The 23,139-nt window shown below is 43.4% G+C and carries 19 protein-coding genes; 7 read left to right on the forward strand and 12 right to left on the reverse strand.

The annotated features are described in order from the left end of the window. Positions 1-108 precede the first annotated feature (108 nt). The 6 genes from J5X92_RS19490 to seqA form a co-directional block, all read right to left on the reverse strand. The gene (locus tag J5X92_RS19490) at positions 109-510 is read right to left on the reverse strand and encodes an HIT domain-containing protein (RefSeq protein WP_208806331.1); all 402 of its coding nucleotides are present in this window, start codon (positions 508-510) and stop codon (positions 109-111) included. Further along, positions 503-1,540, reverse strand: coding sequence for a succinylglutamate desuccinylase (gene astE, locus J5X92_RS19495; RefSeq protein ID WP_208806332.1), 1,038 nt, complete (start codon positions 1,538-1,540; stop codon positions 503-505). Before astE ends, J5X92_RS19490 begins: the two co-directional genes overlap by 8 nt. A 90-nt stretch (positions 1,541-1,630) precedes the next feature. After that, positions 1,631-2,932: a bifunctional diguanylate cyclase/phosphodiesterase gene (locus J5X92_RS19500; protein ID WP_208806333.1), complete on the reverse strand. Its 1,302-nt coding sequence runs from the start codon at positions 2,930-2,932 to the stop codon at positions 1,631-1,633. 250 nt (positions 2,933-3,182) lie between these two features. Continuing rightward, a complete protein-coding gene (locus J5X92_RS19505) occupies positions 3,183-5,660 on the reverse strand; it encodes a glycogen/starch/alpha-glucan phosphorylase (RefSeq protein WP_126873879.1) in 2,478 nt (825 codons plus the stop codon). A gap of 217 nt (positions 5,661-5,877) precedes the next feature. Then, positions 5,878-7,527 carry a phosphoglucomutase (alpha-D-glucose-1,6-bisphosphate-dependent) gene (pgm, locus tag J5X92_RS19510; protein ID WP_126873880.1) on the reverse strand — a complete coding sequence of 550 codons (1,650 nt, stop codon included), beginning with the start codon at positions 7,525-7,527 and terminating at the stop codon, positions 5,878-5,880. A 27-nt stretch (positions 7,528-7,554) separates the two neighbouring features. After that, entirely contained in the window at positions 7,555-8,292 is a 738-nt protein-coding gene (gene seqA / locus J5X92_RS19515) for a replication initiation negative regulator SeqA (RefSeq protein ID WP_208806334.1), read from the reverse strand. Between the two features lie 218 nt (positions 8,293-8,510). Here seqA and J5X92_RS19520 point away from each other — a divergent pair, with 218 nt between their 5' ends. The 6 genes from J5X92_RS19520 (at position 8,511) to cynS (ending at position 16,133) form a co-directional block, all read left to right on the forward strand. After that, a complete protein-coding gene (locus J5X92_RS19520; RefSeq protein ID WP_126873882.1) occupies positions 8,511-9,422 on the forward strand; it encodes a MoxR family ATPase in 912 nt (303 codons plus the stop codon). Between the two features lie 3 nt (positions 9,423-9,425). After that, a complete protein-coding gene (locus J5X92_RS19525) occupies positions 9,426-10,511 on the forward strand; it encodes a DUF58 domain-containing protein (RefSeq protein WP_208806335.1) in 1,086 nt (361 codons plus the stop codon). After that, entirely contained in the window at positions 10,508-12,535 is a 2,028-nt protein-coding gene (locus J5X92_RS19530; protein WP_126873884.1) for a DUF3488 and transglutaminase-like domain-containing protein, read from the forward strand. Before J5X92_RS19525 ends, J5X92_RS19530 begins: the two co-directional genes overlap by 4 nt. A gap of 391 nt (positions 12,536-12,926) precedes the next feature. Continuing rightward, a complete protein-coding gene (locus J5X92_RS19535) occupies positions 12,927-13,775 on the forward strand; it encodes a formate/nitrite transporter family protein (RefSeq protein WP_013784673.1) in 849 nt (282 codons plus the stop codon). Positions 13,776-13,819: 44 nt separating this feature from the next. Beyond that, positions 13,820-15,643 carry a protein kinase gene (locus J5X92_RS19540; RefSeq protein ID WP_208806336.1) on the forward strand — a complete coding sequence of 608 codons (1,824 nt, stop codon included), beginning with the start codon at positions 13,820-13,822 and terminating at the stop codon, positions 15,641-15,643. Between the two features lie 40 nt (positions 15,644-15,683). After that, positions 15,684-16,133 carry a cyanase gene (cynS, locus tag J5X92_RS19545; protein WP_013784675.1) on the forward strand — a complete coding sequence of 150 codons (450 nt, stop codon included), beginning with the start codon at positions 15,684-15,686 and terminating at the stop codon, positions 16,131-16,133. A gap of 99 nt (positions 16,134-16,232) precedes the next feature. On the opposite strand, the gene fusA is transcribed toward cynS, so the two are convergent. The 5 genes from fusA to J5X92_RS19570 form a co-directional block, all read right to left on the reverse strand. Further along, positions 16,233-18,317 carry an elongation factor G gene (fusA, locus tag J5X92_RS19550; protein WP_208806337.1) on the reverse strand — a complete coding sequence of 695 codons (2,085 nt, stop codon included), beginning with the start codon at positions 18,315-18,317 and terminating at the stop codon, positions 16,233-16,235. A gap of 194 nt (positions 18,318-18,511) precedes the next feature. Next, the gene (gene rlmM, locus J5X92_RS19555) at positions 18,512-19,606 is read right to left on the reverse strand and encodes a 23S rRNA (cytidine(2498)-2'-O)-methyltransferase RlmM (RefSeq protein WP_126873887.1); all 1,095 of its coding nucleotides are present in this window, start codon (positions 19,604-19,606) and stop codon (positions 18,512-18,514) included. Further along, positions 19,599-19,928 carry a DUF423 domain-containing protein gene (locus J5X92_RS19560; RefSeq protein WP_232043584.1) on the reverse strand — a complete coding sequence of 110 codons (330 nt, stop codon included), beginning with the start codon at positions 19,926-19,928 and terminating at the stop codon, positions 19,599-19,601. The genes rlmM and J5X92_RS19560 overlap by 8 nt, the downstream gene beginning before the upstream one ends. A 166-nt stretch (positions 19,929-20,094) precedes the next feature. Beyond that, positions 20,095-20,751, reverse strand: coding sequence for an alpha/beta family hydrolase (locus tag J5X92_RS19565; protein ID WP_208806339.1), 657 nt, complete (start codon positions 20,749-20,751; stop codon positions 20,095-20,097). Positions 20,752-20,793: 42 nt separating this feature from the next. Then, entirely contained in the window at positions 20,794-21,687 is an 894-nt protein-coding gene (locus J5X92_RS19570) for a transcriptional regulator GcvA (protein WP_208806340.1), read from the reverse strand. A gap of 228 nt (positions 21,688-21,915) precedes the next feature. On the opposite strand from J5X92_RS19570, the gene J5X92_RS19575 reads away from it, so the two are divergent. After that, on the forward strand, positions 21,916-22,203 hold the full coding sequence (locus tag J5X92_RS19575; protein WP_208806341.1) for a hypothetical protein: 288 nt from the start codon (positions 21,916-21,918) through the stop codon (positions 22,201-22,203). A gap of 61 nt (positions 22,204-22,264) precedes the next feature. Here the strand turns inward: J5X92_RS19575 and kdsA are convergent, their stop codons facing one another. Further along, entirely contained in the window at positions 22,265-23,119 is an 855-nt protein-coding gene (gene kdsA / locus J5X92_RS19580) for a 3-deoxy-8-phosphooctulonate synthase (RefSeq protein WP_013784682.1), read from the reverse strand. Positions 23,120-23,139: the final 20 nt, after the last annotated feature.

Raw genomic sequence — 23,139 nt, forward strand, 5'->3', positions numbered from 1 at the left:
GCTCCTTGCTGAGTTGTTTTAAAAATTGAGTTTATACTTTGGTCTTATAGTAGACCATAAGATATTCACGGCAGTGCTAGCCACCTAGCACACGGTTACCCTAGCCTATCAAGACAATGCCTTTTTCAGCACGTCTACCAATGCAGCCGCTTTATCTTCAGGGTAAGCCACAACAGCTTGCGCTCCCCAAATTGGTTTTGGCCATGCGATATCACTTTTATACCGTGCAACATGGTGAATATGCAACTGACTCACTACATTACCCAGTGCCGCGATGTTCAATTTATCCGGTGAAAATTGCGATTGCAGTAAACGGCTCACCTGTGCCGATTCACTTAAAAACTGTTGCTGTTGGGCCTCTGACAACTCAATGATTTCAGTTACCCCGTCTACACGAGGCACTAATATTAACCATGGAAACTGACTATCATTCATTAGTAATACCCTGCAAAGGGGTAAATCGTGAATGAAGAATGTATCAGCTTCTAGCCTTGCATCTAACTTAAACACTAAGTTTCTCCAGCTTTGTAGGGACAACCGTTAGTAAAGCACGTTGGCCTATGGCCACATTAGCATTAGGAAAGACTATCGCTTCTCCGTCTTGCTGCGCAGTATAGGTAGCACCGGTTTCGGTCGCCAATACCGTGCCTTTAGCATAATCAGTAAAATTAGGTGTGTCGTCATCGAAATGCAACGTGAAATCGTTTTGATAGCGATTGATGACTTGATTCACCCGATAAATATCTAGCGAGTCTATATCAACGTCAGGTCTGAAATCATCTTCACAAATTAGTGCAGTAATTGATTGTTTTGCTGCTTCGAAACGGCTCATGTCGTTTTGACCAAATGGCTGCACTTTGCCCAATTCGACGGTAAAGGCATGCGCTTGATGCTGCACAGAAGAAGAGTAACTAAACGTTGTGGTTTCTGACTCAGATAACAAAATGGTTTGAATACCACACGCAGCTAAAAATCCAAGCTGGCTTTTGCTATGCGCTTTACCATGCAAATACGGGTAGACCGCAAACTTTTCATTTTTAGACTCACGAATAGCCGTATGTAAGTCGTAGTGATACTTCTCCTCACCAGAAGCTGCCACAGAGAAGAAATCGGTTATCGCCTCTTCTAGCGCTTTAGCACGTTTGCGCTCACTGTTGTTGCACCCTTCCCCTTTCGAATGGGCGCCATTAAACAACCGATTCATGTTTTCTTCTACAAACCTTTCGGCAATATCCATGGCCGGTAAGTTACCAAATAGAAAAAGTACACGATGGCTAAGCTCAAGCTTATTAGTAAGAATATGCTGTACCAGCTCGTCGCATATTTCGATGGGGGCCGTTTCATTTCCATGAACGCCGCTAGATAGCACAACATGTTTATTGATAGACGTTTTCGCCGTTGGCGTGAAGGCAATAATACCAGGGGCGGCGATAGCAACGTCAGTACCGTTGTCTAACGTAAATTGAATAGAAGAGGTAAATAACTCAGGTTGAGTTCTAGACAAAGAAAGAAAATTTCCTTGCTCGATAAGTTGTTGCATACATAAACCAAAAGTAGCTTGAATAACACTAGTTTAGCGATTCAGCCAAGCGAATGCACGTATTGCCCCTTCGTAACCGAGGGATTTTATTTAGGCACGTAAAGGAGAGTTACCGACTATAATTTCTTGCTGCGCTAGACTAATAAAGTCATTCAGCGGAATGGCTTTTGAAAACAGGTACCCCTGCCCTATCGTTACGCCCACTTCTCGTAATATGTGAAGTTGAGCAATAGTTTCAACACCTTCGGCAATGACATCGCAGTTCTTCGCTTTACCGATAATTTTTGCAGCTTCGATAATGGCGCGATTAACAGGATGATTCGCTAATTCTATAACAAAGGTTTTATCTATTTTAAGCGCGCTTAAATCAAGATCTCGAATGTATGCTAGGTTTGAGTAACCTTTACCAAAGTCATCTACCGAAATGGCGACCCCTAGGGCGCGAAGCTCATCAAGCTGCCTTTTCACCATCAGTGAATTAGACAAGGCCACATCTTCAGTCAGCTCTAACTCTATACGAGTAAGCGGCATGGCGTAAGACTTACTGAGCATCTTCAAGGAAGGGATAAGATGATTATCATACAACTGAGTAGGTGATATGTTGACAGACAAGGTCAGCGACAAACGGTGAAAATCAAAATCAACTAAACTTCTAAATGCTTGCTCTAATGTCCAATAGCCCAACTCATTCATCATGTTATAGGATTCTGCCGCTTCAATAAGCGGGCCTGGGAACAGTACGCCATCTAACGGATGATTCCAGCGAAGTAAGCACTCAGCCCCAATCACTTCAAGGGTTTGAAGGTTAACTTTAGGTTGATAATAAAGCTCTAATTCATTTTGCGATAACGCACGTTTTAAATCAGCTTTTAATGCAAGGCTACGACCCGTATCGGTCTTATCTTGCATATTATACAGGCAAAAGTTTTCGTACTTATTTTCTTTTGCTTGCTTTAGTGCCGCTTCTCCACGAGACACAAATGCCGTAATTTCAAAGGTCTGACCCTCTGATGTCACTACACCTACATTAAAATCGGCGATGAATGCATGGCCATCGTGATGCATGGGTGTTTTGAAATGCTCAACAAGCCGTTCGAACATGTCTCGCATTTGGCCTGAACTTCGCGTACCGAGAAACGCAATACCAAATACATCACCACTTATTCTGCCAAGGCGAATATCACCACCAAACAAAGATTGGATGCGGTTAGCAATTTCTAGCAGAAACCTGTCACCAATATTAATCCCTAAACTGGTGGTTACGTCTGAGAAACGGACTACATCCACTAGCATTAGTGATAATGATGGATGCAATACACCACACTTCGAGACTGTGTCGATAAACGCAAATCGATTGGGAAGTGTAGCCAGCGAATTATGATGTTGGCTCATGACGGTTTCCTTGCACTAAACGGCGGCTAGGTGCTTAAAATAAGCAGACGGTAGTTCAACACGACTTAATACTAAGCGCAACGTGTTATCAGTATATGAATCTATACCTTATTATAGATTGCAGACCTTTTTACATTAAATCGGCTACTTATTGATTTTTAATTTATTTTTATTTTAATTGGATAAATATATCACAACAAAAAGCCCGGAAAGCATAGCATTTCCGGGCTTTTTTTTGAGTCTCTTGAGACTAGTTTTCGATCTTACACGGTGAAAGTTTCCAAATACGTTCTACATAATCTTTAATTGAACGGTCTGAGGTAAACTTACCCATCTTGGCGGTATTGATAATCGCCATTTTAGCCCAGCGCGCTTTGTCTCGGTACGCCTCATCAATAGCAATTTGCGCATCGCAATAACTACGGAAGTCTGCTAGCACCATGTATTGGTCACCATGATCTAACAAGCTTTGCTTAATCGACACTAGCGCACCTGGCTTACCCGGCGTGAAGTAATCGGTTTCAAGCCAATCAAGGACCGCTTTAATTTCAGGATCACGGTAGTAGTAATCGTAAGGCTTGTAGCCGTTATCCTTCAGCTCGTGAACTTCTTCAACGGTTAGGCCAAAGATAAAGATGTTGTCATCGCCTACTTCTTCGGCAATTTCAACGTTAGCCCCATCAAGTGTACCTACGGTAATAGCGCCGTTAAGTGCCAACTTCATGTTACCGGTTCCAGACGCTTCTTTCCCTGCAGTACTAATTTGCTCAGACACGTCTGATGCTGGGATCATTTTCTCAGCAAGCGATACGCGGTAGTTCGGCAAGAACACCACTTTAATTTTATTGTTTACACGTGGGTCGTTATTGATTTTATCAGCCACTTTGTTGATGGCGTAAATAATATCTTTTGCCAACTTGTAACCCGGTGCTGCTTTCGCGCCGAAAATGAATACGCGAGGCACCATATCGTAATCAGGATTTTCTAGCAGTCGACGATACAAGGCCATAATATGAAGCAAGTTCAAATGTTGACGCTTGTATTCGTGAAGGCGTTTAATTTGTACATCGAAAATAGCGTTAACGTCTACTTCAATGTCTAACGACTCTCGAATTTCATCAGCCAGCAATTGCTTGTTGTTAAGCTTCACTTGCATGAATTGCTTTTGGAACGTTTTGTTATCGGCGTACTTTTCTAGTGCTTCAAGTTTGTATAAGTCTTTTGGCCAATCTGTGCCAATTTTCTTATCAATCAATTTAGAAAGTTCAGGGTTACACGCTTTCAACCAACGACGTGGCGTAATACCATTCGTTACATTCGTTAATTTGCCTGGCCATAACGCATCGAACTCTGGGAACAAGTCAGACTTCACTAGTCGAGAGTGCATTTCAGCTACGCCATTTACCGCGAATGAGCCAATAACCGATAAGTGGCCCATACGTACCATTTTCTCGTTGCCTTCTTCTATAATAGAAAGCTTGGCTTTAATGCGGTTGTCGCTTGGCCATTTCTTATCGACTTCTGCCATGAATCTATGGTTAATTTCATAGATGATTTCTAAATGGCGCGGTAAGATTTTTTCAATCATACGTGCAGGCCATTTTTCTAAGGCTTCAGGTAACAACGTATGGTTGGTATAAGCGAACACTTTCGTGCTGATACCCCATGCTTGATCCCAATCTAGTTCAGCGCGGTCGACTAAGATACGCATAAGTTCAGGAATCGCGATAGCTGGGTGTGTATCATTTAATTGAATGACAACCTGATCAGCGAAGCGGCTCCAGTCATCACCATGGGCACGCTTGTAACGGCGAATGATGTCTTTTAAGGAACATGAGCAGAAGAAGTACTGCTGAATTAAACGAAGCTCTTTACCTGCTTGAGTTTCATCGTTTGGATAGAGTACTTTTGAAATGGTTTCTGCTTGTACGTTTTCACGCTGCGCATCTACATAACCACCAGCGTTGAATACATCCCAATTGAAGTAATCAGATGAATCTGACTGCCACAAACGCAACACGTTTACGGTTTTACCTTCATAACCAACGACAGGAATATCCCATGGTATCCCTTTAACAATTGAGCCAGGGTGCCATTCTTTCTGAATACGGCCGCTTTCGCCGTATTTGGTTTCTACATAACCAAATAAAGGCACTTCTTGAATTGACTCTGGGCGGCAGATTTCCCACGGGTTACCGTAATCGCGCCAACTATCAGGGCGTTCTATTTGAGCACCACTCTTAATTTCTTGACGGAAAAGGCCATGTTCATAATGAATACCATAACCAATTGCAGGCAATTCCATCGTGGCAAGTGAGTCGATAAAGCACGCGGCTAAGCGCCCTAACCCGCCATTACCTAGTGCCATGTCTGGCTCTTCTTCCATGATGTCGGTAATTTCAACACCAAGTTCTTTTAATGCGCCACTAGCCACATCGAACAAACCTAAATTTTGAAGGTTGTTCGATAACAATCTACCCATTAAGAATTCAGCAGAAAAATAATGTACTGCACGAGTATCATTGAAGTAGTGACTTTTTTGCGTTTTGCGAAGGCCTTCTAGTACCTGAGCCTGAATGGCTGCACAGGTAGCTTTCCACCATGCGTGGTTATTAGCCTTATTTTCATCCGTACCTAGCGTACAGTGAAGGTGCTTAACAATAGCAGCTTTAAACTCTGTCTTGTCTAGCGGTGAAGAGGGTTGCGTTTTGGCAGCTTTTGCATTCATTTTGCGTCTCACTCTGGTTGATGTGTACTAAAGCACACTCAATATGTAATTTAATTACAGAAAAAATCAACAATATGAGATCAATATAGCAGTGCTTAAACGATTTTGTTGTGATAATTTTGTTAAAATAACAAAAAACCGGATGAAAACGTATGCAATCATCCGGCGTTTAACATTGATTTAACAACCCCCGCCTTGAAGAGGTTGTTTTTTGACCTTATTTGATAATCTTACCCACTAAGGCTTCCGCTTCTTGAATTAATTCTTGTAAGTGAGTTTCACCTTTAAAGCTTTCTGCATAAATTTTGTAGATTTGTTCAGTCCCTGATGGACGTGCTGCAAACCAACCATTTTCTGTAGAAACCTTTACACCACCAATAGCGGCATTGTTACCTGGGGCGTGGGTTTGCACGGCAGTAATGGGCTCACCAGCTAGGGTATCGCTGGTTACTACCGAAGCATCCATAGCAGATAACTTCTGCTTTTGCTCTAAGGTAGCAGCCACATCTACACGGTTATAAACCGGCGATGAAAATTGCTCAGTTAATGCCTGATAGTGTTCACCTGGATCTTTCTTAGTCACCGCAAGAATTTCAGCAGCTAACAAACACAGGATAAAACCGTCTTTATCGGTAGCCCAAGTTTCGCCATTTCGCTGTAAGAAAATACCACCAGCACTTTCTTCACCTGCAAAACCAATTTCACTGTTAGATAAACCATCTACAAACCATTTGAAGCCTACTGGCATTTCGGCAAGGGGTTTGTCTAAGCTATTCGCTACGCGATCGATCATGCTGCTTGAAACCAGTGTTTTACCGATTTTAAGTGACGCTGGCCACTCGGGTCTGTGTGTATATAAATACTGAATGGCCACCGCAAGATAATGATTGGGGTTCATTAAGCCAGCACTTTTGCATACGATACCGTGGCGATCGAAATCTGGGTCGTTGCCCCATGCAAGGTCAAAATCATCTTTTAATTCGATTAAGCCCGCCATGGCGAAAGCACTTGAACAGTCCATGCGTAACTTGCCGTCTTTATCGCGGCGCATGAATCCAAACTGAGGGTCGACAGCAGGGTTTACAACCGTGATGTCTAATCCATATTTATCCGCAATACGAGACCAATAACCGATACCTGCACCGCCAAGGGGGTCAGTACCGAGTTTCAAGCCCGCTTTTGCGATAGCCTGCATATCAATAACCTGAGCTAGGTCATCAATATAAGGTTCCATAAAATCTTCTTCGCGCACTAACTTCTGGGCTCTTACGGAACGGATATCGATGCGTTTAACGTCTTTATTGCCTTCGGCAATAAGCGCGTTCGCACGATTTTGAATTTTGGTCGTCACGTCGCTATCAGCTGGGCCGCCATGAGGAGGGTTATATTTGAACCCACCATCTTCGGGTGGGTTGTGTGATGGGGTTATGACTACCCCGTCAGACTTCGCCGCGTTTTCTCGGTTATAACGAATGATAGTACGGGAAATTACCGGCGTGGGGGTATAACCTAAGCTTTCGTTGTCGCTTCGTTGAATTACCACATCAACACCGTTGGCACTGAGTACTTCGATGGCGGTGATCATGGCAGGTTCAGACAATGCATGGGTGTCTTTACCTATAAATAGCGGCCCGGTAATACCTTCTGCTTCACGATATTCAACCAGTGCTTGGCAGATTGCACTAATATGGGTATCGGTAAAAGTATAGTTCGACGCCGATCCTCTGTGCCCTGAAGTACCAAAACTTACTGCTTCAGTTGGGGCAGCGGCGTCTGGTTTGTAGCTGTAATACTGGCTAACAAGTTGTGCCACATTAATCAGTTGTTCAGGTGCAGCTGGCTTACCAGCCTGCGGATGTAAAGCCATGAAAAGTCCTTATTTTAAGTTAAGCGTTTATTTGCCCTCTGGGGCGAATCGACTTACTACCGTTTCGACGACATCGGGCTGATACCCTAATGTACGCAAAACTTGTTCCAGCATGTTTACTTTCTTCGCGGTATTGTTGTTGGTGACCACCCAAAATGGGCTATCAGGAATGGCTTTTGGATTAGTACTACTGCCATTTTCTAACAACGCCTCTTTGCTTGTAGCAAAATAGGTACGATTTTTACCAATAATCGATTTAACGTTTTCAAAGGTATCGCTATTTAACTTGTGCGCAGCACTTAGAATAAATAAGAATTGGTCGACACGTTTGGTAAAGGTCGATAACGCATCTTGAGATACCATACCCACAATATCATCTTTATTGTGATTTTCTATTTCAGTCACCGTTGGCGCCACTACGTCTTTTTTAACGGGCGCTTTGGCTGCAGTTGTTGATTTTGCAGCGGGTGATTTCGTCACTGGTGCTTTGGCAACGGTTGCTTTAGGTGCCGCTTTGGCCACCGGTTTAGTGGCTGGTTTCGCTTCTGCCTTTTGCGCCGAGGCGTTAGCGGTAGTGGTAGCAGCAACCGGTGCTTTCGCCGATTGTACTGACTCATCAGGTAGAGAGGCGTTGTTTGCACCCTTTATTTCACCGTCTTCAGGCAATAAAAGCCTACGTAAAATTTCTGATGCGCTCTCGCCTATATGTTTTGTTTGGCTGGCGATAAAGGCATACAAATCATCATCTATTTCAATGCTTTTCATAACTACTTCCTTAACAAGATGCCCCATTATAGACAACCGATACGCACAGCGCAGCACTATTTCTAACCTAGCCCTAAATTCGTTAAAACCAACATTAAAATGATGCTTTTAACGTGTTAAATAACCATGCTCATACCTTTGTATGGGTGTCAACTGCTATTTGAGCACTTTAGTTGCTATTATCAATACATAAGGGGTTAAAAAGGTAACGTTTTATCATGCGAAAAGAGATTCAATTAGTGCATGACGCGCTAAGTCAGAAGATTATCGGCAAATCTGAACAGTTAAAACTTGCGGTAACGTGTTTGCTAGCTCATGGTCACCTTCTTATTGAAGATTTACCTGGTATGGGTAAAACCACGCTTTCCCACGCACTTTCCCATGTATTCGGCCTTCAATATTCACGTATTCAATTTACGTCAGATTTACTCCCATCAGACATGCTAGGGGTTAACGTTTATCAAAGTCACAATGGTGAATTTCAATTTAGGCACGGCCCCATTTTTAGCCAAGTTGTTCTTGCCGACGAGCTAAACCGAGCAAGCCCTAAAACCCAAAGTGCCTTGTTAGAAGCGATGGAAGAGCGACAAGTGAGTATTGATGGCACCACCCATGCTTTACCTTCTCCCTTTTTTGTTATCGGCACGCAAAACCCGGGTTATCAATCTGGCACCTATCCGCTACCTGAGTCACAACTAGACCGCTTTTTTATGCGTATTTCCCTGGGCTTTCCGAACTGGGAAGCCGAAAAAGCCATGCTGAAACAATCAACTGACGTTCAGCAACAGATAGCCTCGTGTTTATCGCAGACCGATTTGATCACTATGCAAGATGCGGTTACCCATGTGCATGCTAGCGATGATGTGATTAATTATATATTGCGTTTAGTGACAGAAAGTCGCGCAGAAGGTCGCTACCCTACCCCGTTGTCGCCACGGGCTAGCCGAGCCTTATTGCAGGCCGCTAGGGCTTGGGCTTATATGCACGATAGAACTTTTGTGACGCCAGATGACGTGCAAGCTATATTCGTTGCCGTTACTGAGCATAGGCTTAGTGCAAGTACCCCTGAACATACGGGCACGTCGCTAAGTCAGCATTTACTGGATAGTATCGATCCGCTGGCGGCGTAATCCATGTTTAAAAAGGTATTACATAAGCATTGGCTCGCTTGGCTAGACAAACGTATTCCGCCACATTCTTCACATGCTCTGAATATGCGTTCGGTGTTTATTTTGCCGAGCCGTTTTGGCTGGGGATTTATCGTGATGTGTATGTGCTTGTTTCTATTAGGCACTAACTATCAAAACAACCTTATGCTGTTATTAAGCTATTTGTTACTTAGCGTAATGTTAATCACTTTGTTTTACAGCTATCAAAATTTTGCGGCTATTGCCCTTAGCGCATCCTCCCCCAAAACCGTATTTGCTAATACGTCAGCACACCTTACCCTCAATCGGATTAAGCACTCAGACTATAAAACTACGCCGGAAGGGTTATTACAGCTGCAGTGGCTTCAACTGCCTAGGCGAAAAGATACGAGCACTATCTCCTTTGATATTGGCAATCGAGAACAGCGACTGACTGTTCCTTTATTACTTCACACTAGAGGTGAGCACAGACTCCCTCGAATTACCTTTAAAAGCGCCTACCCCTTCGGTTTGTATCATTGTTGGACTCACTTAGATTTCGACGTAAAAGTCATCGTGTATCCAGAACCCAAAGCTGGACCGGTGTGTGAAGTTGTTCACAACACGGAAGATGCCGTCGGTGGTAAAGAAGATGACCGACAAGGTAATGAAGACTTTTTTGCCCTCACCGATTTCATTGAAGGCGAACCGTTAAACCGCGTAGCGTGGAAGCAAGTCGCTAAAACAGGAAATTGGGTGGTAAAGCAGTTTAGCGAACAAAAAAGCGACGACGTGTATTTAAGTTTGCCGACTAACACCCCGCTAGAAGAAGGATTAAGTGCATTGACTCAAAAAATAGTGTCGATGCAATCGCAAGGTCTGCACTACGGTTTAAAACTAGGTAGTGCAACCTTTACCCCCAATAATTCTATTTCACACATGCATCAATGTCTGAAGGCACTGGCGACTTATCCCAACACACCTTTTGATGCTAGTTCGGCTAAGTCTTCGAGTCATGCATCTATCTCTCCGGCGGCTCCTCTTGCCGCGCAAGCCGCAGACAACAGTGATTTCCAAGGGCTGAGTAAATGAACCATAAAGCAAATATGCTGCTATCCACCTGCTTTATGGTACTAACCCTTAGCCTGCTTACCCCATTGCTAACTTGGGTGATATTACTTGCCATATGCGCGGTTATTATGCAAAGCGCGTTGTATTTTAGGTGGCAAGAATATAACCCAAGTAGCCGCACCGTAAATTTGTTAGCCGTATTATCCTTAATAGCGCTAGGCTGGTTCGGTCTTTCTATTGGTTTGCTCAACAGCATGATTAACCTTTTAGTGATTGCCTGCTCGCTGAAGCTTATGTTGCTTTCAAAAACGAAAGATTTTTTACAGCTATTCTGCTCGTGCATATTTCTGGTCGGCTGTGGTTTTATTTTTGCTTTAGGTATTGAAGCATGGATAGGCTATGTCGCGGTTATCGTTCTTTTGTTCACCGCATTGTCATTGGTATACGCCCCCGCGAGAAGTTTTAGGGGGTCGATGCGTAAATCGTCGATAATACTGCTGCAAGCATTTCCCTTGGCCGCACTGTTATTTGTAGTGATGCCGCAGTTTCCTCCTCTTTGGCAAATGCCTACGTCTAAGTCTAATGAAACAGGGTTATCAGATTCGGTCACGCCAGGGGATATTGCCTCGCTGGCGAGGTCGTCTGATTTAGCGTTCACCGCCACCTTTGAGCAACGCCCACCATTGGCCGAACAGCGGTATTGGCGCGCCATGACGATGGAAGCCTTTGACGGTAAAACGTGGACAATTAGCCCACGACGAAAACAAGCTGAAGCACAGCTTAAAACTATGGGTCGACGTGTCGCGGCGCCTTCAACTGACGCATCGCTTCCCCCCTCAGAAAACTATCAATTGATAGTAGAGCCCAGTAACCAACGCTGGCTGTATTCTCTTGATGTGTCGGCTGAAAACACAAATTTAGACAATCCTGAGATGCGGCGTCAGTTCAATTATGCATTACGTGCAGCGCGTCCAATTGTTGGCAAACGCGCGTTCTATTTAACTTATTATCCAGAAACGCCACGTGTTAGTGAGATATATGACTTTGATTATCAACTTAATATTCAATACCCCATGGACAGCAACGTACGTACTCAAGCGTGGGTAAAGCAGCTAAAAGCAAATGCGCACAGTGAGCGAAGTATTGCCGATGACATTCTACGCCACTTTAAAACCAACGGATTTAGTTACACCTTACAACCTGACGCTATGCCGAACTCGCCCATCGACACCTTTATGTTCGAAGCAAAGGCGGGTTTTTGTGCTCACTATGCCAGCGCCATGGTGTTTGCCCTTCGGGTTGCGGGCATTCCTGCTCGTATGGTGACAGGCTATCAAGGTGGCGAATTATTAAGTGACAACGTAATACAAGTTCGCCAGTACGATGCCCACGCTTGGGTAGAAGCATTAATAGACGGCGTTTGGGTCTCGTACGATCCTACTAGTATGGTGGCACCATCACGCATTACCTTTGGATTAGAACAAGCGTTAGCCGATTTTAATGAAACTCGCAGTGAAGGTATGTTTAAGAATTTAAATTCAGCTGAACTGTTTTTATCTATCAGAGGATGGTTTCGCCAACTTGATTATCAGTGGAGTAGATTAGTTCTGGGTTTTGATAATCAAACTCAAACTGATTTATTAAAAAAGCTTCTTGGCGATTTAACCTCTCAGAAAATGACGTTCTTCTTTTTGAGTCTTCTGGGGATAGTCAGTATTTTTCTGCTTGTGCTGTTCTTTCCTCTTAGAAAGAAGTCGACCGTGCCTGCACATCAACACATTTATTTAAACGCTGTTGAGTTGGTGTCGAATTTTACTAAGGTAGCGCGAGAGAACAAAGGAAGCACTGCATACTTCAAACAAGTGAAACCCTTTTTACCAACAAACGCGGCCTCGCTATTTAACTCGCTCACCCAAGATTTTGAACATGCACTATATCAAAGTGCTACAGATGAAAGTCGCGATAGCCGAAGTCAAAAAGAACGAGCAATGAAAGATACACTTGTCGCGTTAAAAAAAGACTTAAAGCAAACCAAAGCCATATAACGCTAGAGTCAGTCAATAATAAAAAGTGTGAGGTGGAATTTTTTGGTTTATTAACCACCAATTCGGTGCACCCTAGCACTTCATTTGCACCATTGTGGTTTAAAGCTGATCACTCCAATCATTTATTAGTGTAACTAAATAAGAATAACCCAATGATTTAATTGAAGTTATTATTAAAATGCTTTTTTGGCACTATTTTCGCTAATCTTTTAACAGTACGAGTCGGTTTGTAAACTGACTAACACAATCTATCGAATTGGATAAAGACGTCCACAACCTTCTTTGGAAACAGGGAATGGTGTGGACGTTTTTTTTTGTTCGTTTGTTCTATCGATGAAAGCAGTGATGTGGCTCGTTATTTTAAATAAATTACAAATCAGGGTGATTAATTATGGCTTATTTACTTCCCGCCGAGTTTGCTACGAAAATGGTAGATGCCGGTGAATCTAAAATTTACATGTCTACACGAGATACGCTAATCCGCGCATTTATGGCTGGCGCAATATTAGCGTTAGCGGCTGTATTTGCTATTACGATTGCGGTGCAAACCGGCATCTTCTTACTGGGGGCCGTTTTGTTCCCGGTGGGGTTTTGTATGCTGTATTTAATGGGCTTCGACCTATTAACGGGTGTATTTGTATTAACCCCACTTGCTTGGCTTGCTAAGCGACCGGGTGTTACCCCTAAACAAATTTTACGTAACTGGGGCTTAGTATTTTTAGGTAACTTTGGTGGCGCACTGACTGTTGCCTTTATGATGTCTTTTATTTTCACCATGGGTTACAACGTAGATGGTGGTGCTATTGCTGCTAAAGTAGCTAGTATCGGTGAAGCGAGAACATTAGGTTACGCAGAACATGGTACTGCCGGTTGGTTTACTATTTTTATTCGCGGCATGTTGTGTAACTGGATGGTATCACTGGGTGTAGTTGGCGCGATGATCTCTACTCATGTGAGCGGTAAAGTATTGGCCATGTGGATGCCTATCATGCTGTTCTTTTTCATGGGTTTTGAACACTCTGTTGTAAACATGTTCTTATTCCCATTCGGTCTTATCATGGGTGGTGAGTTTTCTATCATGGATTACTTCGTGTGGAATGAAATTCCAACAGCGCTAGGTAACCTTGTTGGTGGTTTAGCGTTTACAGGTTTAACGATTTACAGCACACACGTTAAAACTGCACCTAAGCGTAAAATTGCTGTTGCTGAAAAAGCGCCAGCAAAAGCCGCTACAGTATAAGTTAGCAAGCCCGGTACGTTTCCTCTGTATCGGGCTTTTTTAATATGCAGATTCAATCCTTATCACTTCACTATAGCGAATGCAGTAGCGCCGGCGTTAAGCCAATAAATCAAGACGCTTGCGATGCGTTTATTCCAGCTAGTAACGACCCAGCTTTAACATTAAAAGGCGCCGCCTTTGCACTTGCCGATGGCATAAGTAGCAGCACGGTTAGCCAAATAGCCAGTGATTTAGCAATTAAAGATTTCATAAAACAATACTTTTGTACCCCTGAAACCTGGGGAGTGGTGCAAAGCGCTAAAACCGTTATACAAAGTATTAATGCCACTTTATATACCAAAACCCAGCAAAGCCCTTTTTGCTATACCCCTGATAAGGGCTATGTATGCACTTTTTCTGCAGTTATCGTTAAAGGCGATACGGCACATATATTCCATGTTGGTGATGCTAGAGTCTGTTTGTATTCTGACGATAGGATACAAGTCCTTACCCAATCTCATCGAGTAGACCACTCACAGCATGAGTCTTATCTCGCTAATGCGCTGGGTGTGCATGCGAATGTCGACATTGATTACCTCGCGGTCCCGCTAAAAGCAGGCGATACCCTTATTCTAATGACAGATGGCGTTTATGAATATGTTTCATCCCCTACGCTTGCCTCACTTATATCGCCGATTTATGCGTCTGAGGATGATGCTTCTGCTCATAGCACTTCTAGTCAAAAAACTGCTATTTCAAAAACTTCTATAGCAAAAAAGAGCGCCAAGCCCCTCGCGCAACGCCTTGTAGATCTTGCGTTAGAAAACAACAGTGATGACAACGTTTCTTGCCAATTTATAACAGTAGAGAGCGTGGGCGATGGTAAGTTTTTAACACCGGAATATGCTGTTGATGAAACGTCAGCTCCCATTATTAAGCAGTTGAATGTGGGAGAGACGATAGATGCCTACCGCATTGAGCGACAGCTATACCAGTCGGCTAGAAGCCATGTTTTCCTAGCGTGGGATGAAAATAACAAAGCACATATCGTTATTAAAATACCGTCTACTGAACTGGCACAAGACAGCCACTACCTTGAGCACTTTGCATTAGAAGAATGGCTGGCACGACGAATTAAATCCAACCATGTAATTAACGTACCTACTCGTATTCAGCCGCCTTCATGTATGTATACCATTAGCGAATATATTGAAGGGCAGAACTTAACCCAGTGGCTAACTGATAACCCTAAGCCAGATGTTGAAAAAGTACGAAGTATTATTGAGCAGGTAGCACAAGGCTTAATGGCCATGCACCGAGAAGGACTTCTCCATCAAGACATTCGCCCTGAAAACATCATGATCGAAGCTTCAGGTAACTGCAAAATAATAGATTTAGGTTCTGCCCGTGTTGCTGGCATTAGTGACGCATTATTTGAACACGAGAGTGATATTATGGGCACCGCAGCTTATGTTGCTCCAGAATACTTCTTAGGCGATAGCGGCTGTGATCAATCCGACCTTTATTCTCTTGCCGTACTCACCTATTACTTACTCAGCGACCGCTTTCCTTATGGCACACAAGTAGCTAAAACCCGGACCGTGGCGGCGCAGCACAAACTCAAATATCAATCGGTGCTTGATGATAGACGGCCTATTCCAGCTTGGATAGATGCCACGCTGAAACGAGCATTACAGCCTAATCCTGAAAAGCGTTTTGCTAGCTTATCTGAGTTTACCTATCACCTTCGACACCCTAGCCCCGCTTTTCTTAACCGCGTGACCGCGCCATTAATACAACGTCACCCACTTAAATTCTGGCAGGGACTGTCCCTGCTGTTAGTTATTAGTAATGTAATTACCTTCATACTGCTTTATGGCAACAACTAACTTTTATCAATAACCCGTATCACTCAAAAAAGGAAATGCAATGATTACCAATCGAACTCAAGTTACCGACATGATCCAGTCTTCAAAAATTTCTAAAGGCATTAAATGGAGTGAAATTGCCCAAGCGGTAGGACAATCAAAAGAATGGAGTACCGCCGCGTGTTTAGGGCAAATGGCGATGACTAAAGAACAAGCGACAGCCGTGGGCGAAATGCTAGAACTGAGTGATGAAGCCATTGCTTGGTTACAAATTGCGCCTTATAAAGGTTCGTTGCCGACCGAAGTGCCTACCGACCCGCTTATCTATCGCTGGTACGAATTAGTCAGTGTTTATGGCACAACCTTAAAAGAACTTATTCATGAAGAATTTGGAGACGGCATAATGAGCGCTATCGATTTCTCAATGGATTTGCAACGCGAGAACGATCCTAAAGGTGACCGCGTAAGTGTGGTGATGTCTGGAAAGTTCTTACCCTACAAGATGTATTAATTAGCATTTAGCAACAAAAAAGCCCGTCTGGTATTCCAGACGGGCTTTTATATGCTTAACACTAAGGTAAGCATGAATGCTTACCTAGTTAGTAGCTAATTACTTAGCTGCTTTACGTGCTTTAGCTTCTTCCATTACTTTGTCAGCTACGTTTTGTGGACAAGCTGCGTAGTGTGAGAACTCCATAGAGAACTGACCACGACCAGATGTCATTGTACGTAGTGAACCGATGTAACCGAACATTTCTGATAACGGAACGTCTGCTTTAATGCGAACGCCAGTTAAACCAGCTTCTTGGTCGCTTAGCATACCACGACGACGGTTAAGGTCACCGATTACGTCACCAACGTGATCTTCTGGCGTAAATACGTCAACTTTCATGATTGGCTCAAGAAGTTGTGCACCCGCTTTAGGAATAGATTGGCGGAAAGCGCCTTTAGCAGCGATTTCGAACGCGATTGCTGATGAATCCACTGCGTGGAAGCCACCGTCAAAAAGTTCAACTTCAACGTCTAGTACTGGGAAGCCAGCTAGAACACCTTCGCCCATCATAGACTTGAAGCCTTTCTCAACTGCAGGCCAGAATTCTTTCGGTACGTTACCACCAACAACAGATGATGTGAACGTAAAGCCAGAACCCGCTTCGCCAGGCTTGATGCGGTAGTCGATTTTACCGAACTGACCAGAACCACCTGATTGCTTCTTATGCGTGTAGCTATCTTCAATTTCTTGAGTGATAGTTTCACGGTAAGCAACTTGAGGTTGACCAACAATAAGGTCTACACCGTAAGTACGCTTAAGAATGTCTACTTTGATGTCTAAGTGAAGCTCACCCATACCTTTAAGGATGGTTTCGCCTGAATCTTCATCAGTTTCAACTTGGAACGAAGGATCTTCTGCAATCATTTTACCGATAGCGATACCCATTTTCTCGTTTCCGCCTTTATCTTTAGGCTGAACAGCAATCGAGATTACTGGCGTTGGGAAAACCATTGGCTCTAGTGTTACTGGATCTTTCGGATCACAAAGTGTGTGACCAGTTTGTACGTTCTTCATGCCTACGATAGCAATGATGTCACCCGCTTGTGCGCTAGATAACTCAATACGTTCGTCAGCTTGCATCTCAACCATACGGCCAACACGCTCAGTTTTACCAGTGAATGAATTAAGGATGGTGTCACCCTTGTTCAATTTACCAGAGTAGATACGTACGAATGTTAGTGCACCAAAACGGTCATCCATGATCTTAAATGCTAACGCTTTAAACGTTTCATCAGCAGATACGATTGCATGTTCGCCATTTTCGTTACCTTCTTCATCCATAAGAGGCTGAGGATCAACTTCTGTAGGAGATGGTAAGTAGTCAACAACTGCGTCAAGTACTAATTGAACACCTTTGTTTTTGAATGCAGAACCACAGAATGTAGGGAAGAAAGCAAGGTCACGTGTACCTTTACGGATACAACGCTTGATGTCTTCAACCGAAGGAGTTTCACCTTCCATGTACGCTTCCATTAGGTCATCGTCTTGCTCTACAGCAGTTTCGATAAGCATTTCATGGTATTCATCAACTTTGTCTACCATGTCTGCAGGAACGTCTTTAATTTCGTAGTTTTCAGGAAGACCAGTGTCATCCCAAACGTATGCTTGTTTAGTCAATACGTCTACTACACCTACGAAGTCATCTTCGATACCAATTGGTAACGTCATAACTAGTGGTACAGCACCAAGTACTTTACGTACTTGCTCAGTTACACGGTAAAAATCAGCACCCATACGGTCTAATTTGTTTACGAATATAATACGTGCAACTTCTGATTCGTTAGCATAACGCCAGTTAGTTTCTGATTGCGGTTCAACACCACCAGAACCACAGAATACACCGATACCGCCGTCTAATACTTTTAGTGAACGGTAAACTTCAACTGTGAAGTCAACGTGTCCTGGAGTATCGATAACGTTGAAGCGGTGATCTTTCCAGAAACAGCTTACTGCTGCCGACTGGATAGTAATACCACGCTCAGCTTCCTGTTCCATGAAGTCAGTAGTTGACTCACCGTCGTGTACTTCACCGGTTTTATGGATTTTACCAGTAAGCTTCAAAATACGTTCTGTAGTGGTAGTTTTACCCGCGTCTACGTGGGCGAAAATACCAATGTTTCTGTAAAGGGATAAGTCTGACATTAGTTCACTTTCATTGATTCAGAGTAAAAAAACGGCCGGATTATAAAGGATTTCTGTACAAGAGATACACCTTTATTTAGCACAAACTCTGAAAACGTTTGTGAAAAACCGAGCCACCATTAATTTTTTATTTAAATATCAATAATATAAGAATATTAGATATTTTTTTAAAAATAACAAAAACACACCTCGTTTCACGAAGTGCGTACAATCGTTACTGTAACTTCATCTCTGTCATGATAGAGATGTCTTACCTTGACAGTGAATGCATCGTCTAACGCATTCAATCTGGTCATTAACGTCGACATGGCCTCTATTACGGTTTCATATCGTCGTTTCATGGGTAGCTTTAAATTAAACACCGCATGAGTGGCCCAATGTTTTACCAACCAGTCACCCATCAGCTTTGCTACCCGATCGGGTTGCTCTATCATATCACACACTAGTAAATCTACACGACCAAATTGTGGTCTGTAAGTAAACCCGTCTGCAGCATGGTGTTCAACAAGCCCTGTGCTCATTAAGCTGTCAGCAATAGCCCCATTATCAATCGCTTCAACGTACATTTCACGTTTAACTAGTTGATAAGTCCATCCACCAGGGCATGCACCCAAGTCTACTGCTCTACCGCCAGCGCGAAGTACTTCACGTTGCTCGTTAGCACTTAACATGTTCACCAAGGCATCTTCCAACTTGAGGGTTGAGCGACTTGGTGAATCGGACGGAAATTTTAATCGGCAAATGCCTAAATGGTCATTAGAGCGATATCCAGCAAGACTATAGCCTATGTAGCAAGTTTCAAAAGACTCGAAGAAAACATGCAGTTTAGGCTTATTCTCGTTTTCCTTTGGTGATAACCAGCCCTTCTTTCTTAATGCCTGACGAAGAGGAACGGTAAACTTCCTACAAAATTTCGCAAGGGTTTTACCGTCTTCCGTATCTGGGTATTCAACATCGATGGCACCGAATACACCATGAGCACCAGTAAGCGCTTCGAGCGACACGTCTTCTAGCGCGTCGAGTACTTGCCCTACTCTATCCTCTTTTTCAATATCATTAAGCGTAGCGAACACACCTATTAATTGGCGGGGAAATATAGACTCGCTTACCGCGAACAATGCCAATGCATTACCTAGGCTCGTATTATCGTACAAATTATAATGCACAAAGCCCGTATTCGATTTTGATACCGGATAGCCAAAGTATTCTTTTTCGCCGTACCGAGTAGCCAGTTCATTGGCTGTGTCGTTTTCATAGCCAGGGCGACAATAGGCCAAAATGCTAGTCATTAGTTTTTCCTTTGAATACAGCTACAGCCAATGCTATCCAACCGATAATAAAGCATAGGCCGCCCAAAGGCGTAATGGGGCCAAATAACCCGTTACCGGTGACTGCTAATAAATATAAACTGCCACTGAACAGCGCACAACCAACCACAAAAAGTGCAGCTACCGCGTTAAGCCATTTAGGCGAACCGTATGCCGACAAAGCGGGCAGCGCCACAATGGCTAAACCATGATACATCTGGTAGCGAACACCAATTTCAAATGTAGTCAGTGCCGATGGTGCTAATATCGCTTTTAAACCATGCGCGCCAAAAGCGCCTAGCATAACTGCAGTAGCCGCCAAAAGAATGCCAGCACACAGCCAGAGTTTGTTTAGGCCTTGCTTATTACTTAGGTTCTGATCAACAGACCCTGTGTTATTTATTGCCTTATTCAAAGCACCTGCCCATGTCATTGAGTGTAAGTTAAACCGAAGGTTAAATGGTGGTTCATTATTTATTTACGTGTGCTTTTATAAAATCAGCTGTCGATTTAGCCGCGCATTCTATATGGGTCTCTAACGTAAAGCCACTTTGCTTTCTGGGTTTAAAACTGTGATCGCCGTCTGTTAGGTAAGAAACCGCAATAGTACTCGATAACGCATAGGCACTCACCTCATCCTTCGTCCCGAAGGTATCACGTTCGCCTTGCAGTATAAGCAGTGGTTTTTTGAGCGTTTCTAAATGGGCGGTTCTGAGTTTTTCAGGCTTACCTGGAGGGTGAAATGGATAACCGAATGCTATCGCGCCTACTATTGATTCAGCTTTATCAAGTACCATGGTCGCCATGCGTCCTCCCATGGATTTACCGCCAATAAACGTCGGTACACTAGTTTGGGTTTTAGCCACCTCATCGATAAGCGCCGCAAAATGTGTGAGTAACTTTTCGGCTTTATCTGGCGGCCTACGCTTTCCCGTTTCCATCATGGTTTGCATGTAGGGAAAGTTAAATAATACCACTTCAATATTATGGCCAGTTAACTGAGAAGCCATTGCCTGCATAAAATCGTGGTGCTTACCGGCACCCGCGCCGTGCGCAAGAATAAGGCGTGCTATAGGTGCATTAGTCTTTCCATCCGTATTTACCGAATGAATTTCAATATCAAACATCGACTGACTCATTATCTGTATTATTTTTAAATGTAAAACTTATCACTCTTGCTCTTCTTCAACCAAGCCTAATATCCACTCTCTGAAAGCGGCAATTTTGCCAAGCTCAGCTTGGGATTCTTCGCACACCAAATAAAAAGCATCACGACTTTCTACTTTCTCTTCAAAAGGCATAATTAATCGCCCTGCATCTAATTCTGGACGGGCAAGTACCGTATTACCTAACGCAATCCCCTGCCCTAACGCGGCAGCTTGCAGTACCAGCATAGAGTGGCTGAATACTGGTCCATGGTTAACATTTACCCCTGATACACTCACATGCTTAAGCCAGTTTTTCCACGCCGCGCGGCTTAAGTCGTGAAGTAGCACGTGATGACGTAAATCTGCCAAACTCGATAACGGCTTAGGGCCATTGAAAAGCATAGGGGAACATAATGGTGTTAGGAATTCACGGTGCAGTTTGTCTGCTTGCAACCCACTCCAGCGGCCTTTGCCATAGTAAATAGCAACATCTACGTCATCGTCTAAAAAGCCTTCATCGAAGTCTACCGCTTTTATTCTTACGTCTATGTCCGGTTGCGCCACACTAAATTGACTAATTCGTGGCACTAACCACTGGCTGGCAAAGCTCGGCGGCATGGCAACAGTTATGGCGCCCTTACTGCCTCTTGCGAGTAGTCTTTCCGTCGCTTCTTGCAGGTTTTTAAAGATATCTTTTAATTCAAGGAAGTAAGCCTGGCCTTCCTCGGTTAATAACAAGGTTCTGTTACGACGAATGAATAACTTCATCGATAAGAATTCTTCAAGCGCTTTAATTTGATGACTGACCGCGGCTTGCGTAACAAAAAGCTCATCCGCCGCTTTAGTGAAACTCAAATGCCGGGCAGCCGCTTCAAAGGCTTTTAGCGCATTTAGAGGGGGAAGACGTCGATGCATGTTAAGAAATAAATCCTGTGTGACCTACTCATACTATAGCAGCAGTAATCGCATTAGTTTTGCTAATGATAACCCATACTTTTACTCGTTTTATTTTTGCACGAGTTTTGGCTATTATTTGCGCGAACTTTGGAAAGAGCTTAGAATATCAACTCTTTACAAAGCCTACTTGTTAAGCAATTTAACAAGTGGAAACATATTTTTAAATTATTTTTATTAGGTGTGAAAATGAAAAAACTACTACTAGCTAGTGTATCTGTAATGGCTTTTGCAAGCGCTGCTGCGAATGCTAACGTACAACCAGAAAAGATCAATCTTCAATCATTAATCGCTACTGCGATGACCAGCGTAAACATGGCAGACGTATTGCCTAAAAATGACGCTCACATTATTGTTAAAAAGCAGTCAGCTGCATTACTGGCAGAAGAGACGCAAATTGCGTTACATAAAAACTTACTTGCCATGGCGAAAGAAAAAAATAAAGAATCTACTGTATTAGTTGCTGAAAGCGAATAATACACGCCCACACCTGATACGCATGCCGGTGCGACGCACCGGCATTCGCCATCAGACTTGCCTAGGTATTACTGGTATCTAACGGCTCAAACCCTTTCACCAATTCATCTAACGCTTTCATTTGCGCTAAATACGGCTCAAGTTTTGCCAATGGCAACGCACATGGCCCATCACATTTTGCTTCATCCGGATTAGGATGTGCTTCAATAAACAACCCAGCAAGGCCCAATGCCATTCCGCTTCGCGCTAATTGTGCCGCTTGAGCACGACGACCATCGGCTGATGTTGCTCTACCTCCTGGCATTTGCAGTGCATGGGTAGCATCAAAGATTACCGGTGCGTAGGATTTCATTGCATCCATGCCCAGCATATCAACCACAAGGTTGTTATAGCCAAAGCTACTACCACGTTCACATAAAATGACTTTATCGTTACCCGCTTCACCTAGTTTAGTAATGATATGACGCATTTCATGAGGCGCTAGAAATTGCGGCTTCTTCACATTAATTACGCTACCGGTTTTAGCCATAGCAACCACCAAATCTGTTTGACGGGCTAAAAACGCGGGAAGTTGAATAACATCTACCACTTCAGCAACAGGTGCGGCTTGGTGAGGCTCATGAACATCGGTAATTAATGGCACATTGAAAGTAGATTTAATTTCTTCGAATATACGCAAGCCCTCTTCCATACCTGGACCACGATAAGACGTTACCGATGAGCGGTTTGCTTTATCAAATGAAGCTTTAAAAACATAAGGAATACCCAATTTTTGGGTAACTTCAACATAATGCTCAGCAATGCGCATGGCAAGATCGCGAGACTCTAATACATTCATTCCGCCAAAAAGCACGAAAGGTAAGTGATTAGCAACTTCTACATCGCCAACACGAATGATCTGTTGAGATTCAGACATAATTAATTCGTTATCCGTTA

Source organism: Alteromonas sp. K632G (assembly GCF_017653625.1).
Classification (GTDB): domain Bacteria; phylum Pseudomonadota; class Gammaproteobacteria; order Enterobacterales; family Alteromonadaceae; genus Alteromonas; species Alteromonas naphthalenivorans.

Excerpts from the sequence above, each read along its gene's own strand:
- J5X92_RS19530 (WP_126873884.1), top strand. The coding sequence starts at position 10,508 with ATGAACCATAAAGCAAATATGCTGCTATCCACCTGCTTTATGGTACTA.
- astE (WP_208806332.1), bottom strand. The coding sequence starts at position 1,540 with ATGCAACAACTTATCGAGCAAGGAAATTTTCTTTCTTTGTCTAGAACT.
- J5X92_RS19520 (WP_126873882.1), top strand. The coding sequence starts at position 8,511 with ATGCGAAAAGAGATTCAATTAGTGCATGACGCGCTAAGTCAGAAGATT.
- J5X92_RS19535 (WP_013784673.1), top strand. The coding sequence starts at position 12,927 with ATGGCTTATTTACTTCCCGCCGAGTTTGCTACGAAAATGGTAGATGCC.
- J5X92_RS19500 (WP_208806333.1), bottom strand. The coding sequence starts at position 2,932 with ATGAGCCAACATCATAATTCGCTGGCTACACTTCCCAATCGATTTGCG.
- pgm (WP_126873880.1), bottom strand. The coding sequence starts at position 7,527 with ATGGCTTTACATCCGCAGGCTGGTAAGCCAGCTGCACCTGAACAACTG.
- fusA (WP_208806337.1), bottom strand. The coding sequence starts at position 18,317 with ATGTCAGACTTATCCCTTTACAGAAACATTGGTATTTTCGCCCACGTA.
- J5X92_RS19575 (WP_208806341.1), top strand. The coding sequence starts at position 21,916 with ATGAAAAAACTACTACTAGCTAGTGTATCTGTAATGGCTTTTGCAAGC.
- J5X92_RS19525 (WP_208806335.1), top strand. The coding sequence starts at position 9,426 with ATGTTTAAAAAGGTATTACATAAGCATTGGCTCGCTTGGCTAGACAAA.
- rlmM (WP_126873887.1), bottom strand. The coding sequence starts at position 19,606 with ATGACTAGCATTTTGGCCTATTGTCGCCCTGGCTATGAAAACGACACA.
- J5X92_RS19505 (WP_126873879.1), bottom strand. The coding sequence starts at position 5,660 with ATGAATGCAAAAGCTGCCAAAACGCAACCCTCTTCACCGCTAGACAAG.
- J5X92_RS19560 (WP_232043584.1), bottom strand. The coding sequence starts at position 19,928 with ATGCTAGGCGCTTTTGGCGCGCATGGTTTAAAAGCGATATTAGCACCA.
- cynS (WP_013784675.1), top strand. The coding sequence starts at position 15,684 with ATGATTACCAATCGAACTCAAGTTACCGACATGATCCAGTCTTCAAAA.
- J5X92_RS19540 (WP_208806336.1), top strand. The coding sequence starts at position 13,820 with ATGCAGATTCAATCCTTATCACTTCACTATAGCGAATGCAGTAGCGCC.
- seqA (WP_208806334.1), bottom strand. The coding sequence starts at position 8,292 with ATGAAAAGCATTGAAATAGATGATGATTTGTATGCCTTTATCGCCAGC.
- J5X92_RS19565 (WP_208806339.1), bottom strand. The coding sequence starts at position 20,751 with ATGTTTGATATTGAAATTCATTCGGTAAATACGGATGGAAAGACTAAT.
- kdsA (WP_013784682.1), bottom strand. The coding sequence starts at position 23,119 with ATGTCTGAATCTCAACAGATCATTCGTGTTGGCGATGTAGAAGTTGCT.
- J5X92_RS19570 (WP_208806340.1), bottom strand. The coding sequence starts at position 21,687 with ATGCATCGACGTCTTCCCCCTCTAAATGCGCTAAAAGCCTTTGAAGCG.